General features: G+C 42.3%; 5 protein-coding genes and 1 pseudogene. All 6 read right to left on the bottom strand.

Annotated features, from left to right (window positions below; genetic code table 11):
- Positions 1 to 19: 19 nt before the first annotated feature.
- The gene (locus GQO39_RS07965; RefSeq protein ID WP_156851694.1) at positions 20 to 670 is read right to left on the bottom strand and encodes a transglycosylase SLT domain-containing protein; all 651 of its coding nucleotides are present in this window, start codon (positions 668 to 670) and stop codon (positions 20 to 22) included.
- A gap of 18 nt (positions 671 to 688) precedes the next feature.
- Positions 689 to 2896: a hypothetical protein gene (locus tag GQO39_RS07960; RefSeq protein ID WP_246668553.1), complete on the bottom strand. Its 2208-nt coding sequence runs from the start codon at positions 2894 to 2896 to the stop codon at positions 689 to 691.
- A complete protein-coding gene (locus tag GQO39_RS07955) occupies positions 2897 to 4288 on the bottom strand; it encodes a hypothetical protein (protein WP_198039442.1) in 1392 nt (463 codons plus the stop codon).
- Positions 4289 to 4376: 88 nt separating this feature from the next.
- Positions 4377 to 5213 carry a BaGTA-type gene transfer agent maturation protease BgtD gene (gene bgtD, locus GQO39_RS07950; protein ID WP_156851692.1) on the bottom strand — a complete coding sequence of 279 codons (837 nt, stop codon included), beginning with the start codon at positions 5211 to 5213 and terminating at the stop codon, positions 4377 to 4379.
- Entirely contained in the window at positions 5191 to 5640 is a 450-nt protein-coding gene (locus GQO39_RS07945) for a hypothetical protein (protein WP_156851691.1), read from the bottom strand. The genes bgtD and GQO39_RS07945 overlap by 23 nt, the downstream gene beginning before the upstream one ends.
- Positions 5640 to 5962 (bottom strand): annotated as a pseudogene (locus GQO39_RS07940) (hypothetical protein); the annotation flags it as partial. The pseudogene GQO39_RS07940 and the gene GQO39_RS07945, both read right to left, overlap by 1 nt.

Raw genomic sequence — 5962 nt, 5'->3', positions numbered from 1 at the left:
TTGACATCTCTTGTGAATCCTAAATCTTGTAAAACGGTCCGTAAAACGCACGCATAAATTGCCTCATCAAAGGATTATCATCAGATCTCTCATCAGCTTCTTCTGATGCCTCTTGCTCTGATGAAAGCAAGGCTCTTAAAACCTCGAGAAAGTTCTCTCTATTTCTAAAACCACCCTGCGCTACAGGGCTTGCTCTATAAGGCTGCCCACCATACATCTGCAACACACGGGTAACAAAATCACCGGCGCGCATAGCGTTGTTTCCACCATTCAAACCAACCGCATTGCTGCCAACAATTTGCGCCGCATTGGCATGGGGATTTTGAAGAAGCCGCGCGGCTCCTCCTGCCCCTTGTTGATGCGCTAAATACAATTCTGCTTCACTAGGCGCTCTTCCCAACAGACGGCTTAAATGATTGCGATTATCAAGTGTCAACCGCCCCATGGCATCTGCCGCTTGCATGGGGTCAAACCTATCCCGCAAGCCATATTGTTTGGCGGTGCTATCGATAAATTGATACAAACCACCAGCAGAAGAGCGTGGATTCCTTGCATTCGGATTCCCACCACTTTCAACTTGCGCAACACGGTATAAATAACTCTCTGGCAAACCATAACGTGCTGCTGTTTGCTGTATCGCTTGATTGACAGAAGGGCTATAACGGGTCATAGCTTTATACATCCTCTTCTATCTTGGTGTACTCAGCATATTAAATTGACCAGCCAATGTTTTTCCTCCTCCTCCAAGCAAAGCAGCAGAAAGCTTTTTCACCCATTCTTTTGTAGCGTATCCCTTTTCTTGCGCTTTAATCATATCTTGAATGAGCTTTGCAATTTTATCATTCGGAATCTGTGTCCCCCCTGTTAACAATTTGACAACATCCTTTTCAATCCGTTGACGCTCTCTAAACGCTGCCTCTTTGAAAGGAATCCAAGAAGCCTTCACCGCTGCTTTTCCTGCTTGCATAGCTGCATCAAATTTACCCGTTGGCATACTTACATTATGCGTAAAAGATATCTCTTTATTCGCTATACGATTTGGTATTCTGTTATAAAAATCTGCATAATTAGCTTCTCTATCGACAACCTTCTTAACAGCAGAAGCTTTATCTGCTCCATAAATCTTTGCAAATCGTTCATACAGATCATCCGTATCAAAAATCTCCTTTGCCTTGGAGACTTTATCTGTCGTTTGCCTCATGCCCTCGAAAAGTTCTGCTCTTGATCCCTTTTTTAAGTATTCTTGTTGTCCCTCTGGTAATTCATCAAAAATTTTACTGAATTCATCCTTATTAACCTCCTTGCTAAGGACTTTTTCTCCTTCACCCATAGCATCTACACGTGAGCTGTATTGATGATACAGTGCCCGTCCCTTGTTATATTCAGACGATATATCATCCATAATCTCTAACAATTTTTTCCGGATACCTACTAAGGTACGAACTTTGCTATCATCTCCCATATTCCTCGCTGTATCTGTCATAAAACGAAGTTTACGCTGCGTTTCATGAAGAATCCCCATGTTCGGTTTTTCTTTAAGGAGACTAAACTTTTGAGAAGAAAACGGACTGATTTTGTTCCCACCACTCATGAACTCCTTTAACCCTTCATCATAAGCTTGTTTGAAATAAGGGCGCTCCATTAATTCATTAAGAGCACCATAATATCGTTCTCCTACAGATGTCTTCTTTGCTATGTCATAAAGGGACTCTGTTGCTGCTTTCTTACTTGCAATAAGATCATCTTTTAAATCTGTGACATTTTGACGAGGAACAAAATGTGCATCTGCTGCCTGATGAATACGCTCCCCTCCTCCCAGCGCTCTCTGCTCAGCTCTTTTGGTCAAATCAAGATAAGCCTCTTGGTTTCTTTTCGCGATATCAAAAACAAGATCCTGTAAAAAAGGACTATGATCAGCTACGTAATCGGTAGGAACTGCATTCTTAAAAGATTTCCCTAGCTCTTCAGAAGCCTCCTTACCTAAATGTTTACTGATTTCTCTTAATGTATCTGTTGCAACACCTTGCTTATGAGAAGGAGAAAGAAGTCTTCGTATTCCACCGACAGTAGAACCAGCCAAATGACCTAAAGCACTGCCAACCACTGTCCCTGCTGCTCCTAAACCACCACCAACTGCTGCACTTTGAAATGTATGACCTAACCCTACACCTTCACCTGCTCCATGTAATGCACCAGATGCCGCTCCTACTTTAAGCAAATGAGGAAGTGTTGTGTTTTTTGTGATGCCTAAAAACGGACTTGCTTTCTCACCTACATATTTCACTCCTGCGCCTACCCGTTTCCCTACCGTGTCTACCGGTGTTGGAACGGCTTTCAAAAATGCTTGACCTAATTTTGAAGTAGCAGGAGGCGCTATCCGCCCCGCTAGTCCTGCAACCGCTCCTGTTCCTAAAGTCGCAAGTGAAGGTAAAGCAGCCCCTACAATATTTCCTAACAAAGACGTCCAATAATGCGTATCACTCATCCTACGTTGATAATCGCGTAATTCTCCTGCTGCTTTGTCATACTTATCTTCGTATTTCTTATCACCAGATAACCAATATCTATACAGCCCCTTTCTAAAAGCATTTAGTGCATTCTCATTCTCATCATCACGCCCCGCCGCTGTGATCCCTGCAATTTCGTCATCTAAATTAAAACTGAGACCATGCTTTAAAGAATTCCAAAAAGCTTCACTGCTACTTATTTCGGGATGTTGGGGTGATGTTTCGTATTCATCTTTAGGGATACGGCGTATAACTCTTATTCCAGAACCAAAATCCGGAAATGGTTCCTCTACCGATTTTTCGTATTCATGTTTAGGAATACGGCGTATAACTCTTATTCCAGGACCAAAGTCTGGAAAATCTTGATGAGTATTATTATGATGGACCATTTATCTATCCCTAATAATTTCATACATATCGTTACCGTGCCGAATGGATGCTCTATCTCCAATAGCAAGTTTTTTAATGTCTTCTCTGCTACTTATAGTTGGCAAGTTTTCAACACCTCTTTGCGACATCGACTGATTAGTAAAAGATTGAGAAGCGTCTTTTTTACGCCGTCTTACTTCCATTCCTCTCGATAACCTATAAATTTCCTCATCATTCAGTTCTTTAAAACGATCAAACATATATTTAATGTTTAAAAGTCTTTGATATAATTCTTCTGAGTTATCGCTAATATCTAAAGAACCATAAGATTCTACTATTCGCCTACTTTCTTCATTAGATAACGGTCCAACACCTACGGTTCCATTCTTACTTTGCGCTTTAATCCCTGCAATCACTTGATTAAAGATACCACCTTCAAGTTGTTTTAATTGATTTTTTAAAGTTCTTGCATCAGTCGCTGGTAAGAGTTGAGCTACAGAACCAATCGTACCTGTAGCCCGTTTGGGATTCTTCTCTATAATATCAAGAGCCTTATTAATTGCACCCACGGTATTATTAATTTCATATGCTGCTCTATCAGCAGCCTCTCTCTTATTTATTTCCCACTCTTCTATGTCTCGCTTTTTCTGATTATACTCCAATGCCTGTAGAGTCCCTGGCATCGGTCTCTGTCCACGTTCACCTGTCTCTGGATTGGTATACCATTCATGCCCCGGAAGTAACTTAGGAGTATCACCACCTGTTAGCATCGCACTAAGCATTTGAGGATTCCGTGCCATGACAGCGGCTTCTTCTTCGCTATAACCTTTGGACTTTAGATACTCGACGGTCTGGTTAACCTGCCCTCTTTTTTCTCTTTCCATATCACCACGACGAAGATTCATAGCTCCATTCGCTAAACTTTGTGCTATCGTCCCATCTGATAATGCATAACCAATCCCATAATCTGATAATCTTTGTAAAAACTCAGGACTACGCAAGTGATCCCAAAAACTCTGTTGAGAACCAGTATCTTGGTGAGGAACAGTACTCTGTTGTGGCTGTACAGACTTCTGTGGTTCTACAGATGAAATAGGCTCTGGTAATTGAGACTGCTTTGGTTTCAATGATGCCAAATCTGAAGTTTCAATTGCATTAGGCAAAGGTTCCATACCTAAAGGATTTGGTTGTGAACCAAAGGTCGCTACTGGTAAAGAAGGGACTGAAGACGGTACATACGGTTTTCTGCCTGCCGATCTTAAAGACGAACCTACATCTGGCAAAGGTTCCATATCCTTCGATAAACCTAAAGGATTTGATTGTGAACCAAAAATTGGTACAGATGAAGAAGGGATTAAATAAGGCAAATTATTTGCCTGTTGTTGTGCATTTTCCATACGTTGATTTTGCATTAGTATACGCGACGCGAATGGGTCCATTGCATACATAGACTTAATTAGTCTTGATAACATGTTATCGTTACTATTTTGCATAACTACCTCACTTTTTTCCTGCAAAATTAGCAATACTAGCTAAAATCCCTATAGCGTTCTTCCAAGGGTCGTTGCCTTGCATTAGAGAAGCTGTGTTGCTATTTGTCGTCGTTCCGTAATTCCTTGCAAAACCATGACCGGCGTTCATAAGCATATTCAACCTATTCCAACCGCTATTGTCTTGTTCCAGCCAACGTTCACGATTGGCATCAACAAGTCTTTGGTTGTAAGCATCAAGCACACCTCCCCCCTGTATGGCATTGGAATAGGCATTGCCATAACCATGTAAGAAATTATTCGCCGCTCCCAACTGATTTTGATTGGCTTGGTCTATCAGTGAATTCGCTTGCATCATGCGATCCGCATCACGATTATACTGGTCTGCCATGGCGCGCGCATATACAGAGCCACTCCCCTTCCGCAATTCATCTTTATGATCAGGAGTTCCATAGCGACCTATACCTGAGAAATATCTGTTAATTCTATTTTCTACATCATCCAATCCCTCTTGAAGCGCCTGACCAAAATACGAATTCCTTCCCATCATACCACCAGAAGCTATACGACCAAGATTGTTCGCAGATGCCGTTGGATTGTTGATTAAATTCATCAGAGAAGGGTTTTGATAGTGCAATGGTACACTCCCAATACCTCCAATCGCTTGGGTGGTTGGAGCACTTAACGGTGCTACACGCGGTCCACCGTAAACATTACCACCTGCCCCTGAGTTATAAAGACCAAATGCATGTGCACCTCCCTGTCTAAAGAGGTTATCCACCCAAGAAGGAGGTGCTGTGGTTTGTACCTGATGTTGTTTGGTTTCAGTTGGGCGTTTTTCCCCCATCTTCTAATCCCTTTCTATAATATACCATATCTATTCTATAACCTTGCTTCTTCAGTGCCGGTTTCCACCCTAAACGTCCCAAGATCTCCATCTCAAAAGCACCATTCTCATATGCCCAATCCTCTATAACGCTTAGGTGATCAACAAGCTCTAACCCGCCCTTACCGCTACAACCACAAACAAGCGCACGCTTCTTTCCTAATGCCGTATATTGAAGTTGGGTCGTAACCGCTGCTAAAAACGCATCATCGTCATCAAGCACCAACCATAACTGCTTCTTGCCATTGCAAATCTCTTCAAGGAGTTCTTGCAAAGTAAGTTCGTGCTTGAAACGTTCACTATAACGACGAAAAGCTGCAACTATCTCTTCAAGATAAGGAGCTATGCGCTCCTTATCCCAAGAAGTCGTGAGAACTATCTTTGCCATTAGCCTCTGCCAAAAGGACGTAAATCCACGTTAAAGCCCGTGATGTGTTTCCACGTAACACCTTCAGGAATCCGCAATTTAAAGCGGTGATAGCGATTGCGTGAACGAACATGATAAACACCCGTCACAAAGGAACATATCCTCTCCTTGTGCCATGTAATCGGTGTGTTATTACTACAAACTCTCCGCTCCCCTATGCTTAAAAGTCCTTCTTGCGTATCAACCTCTGCAAACATCTTGGTGAAAAAACTAAAACTCCCATCAGGTGCACCCATCTCTTGCGAAACAACAATCGCCTCCATCGGCGCTCCTGTAAACACAA

It is taken from the genome of Bartonella refiksaydamii, from assembly GCF_902652675.1.
In the GTDB taxonomy this organism is placed as follows: Bacteria; Pseudomonadota; Alphaproteobacteria; order Rhizobiales; family Rhizobiaceae; genus Bartonella; species Bartonella refiksaydamii.
This window is presented reverse-complemented; position numbering and strand designations above follow the sequence as displayed.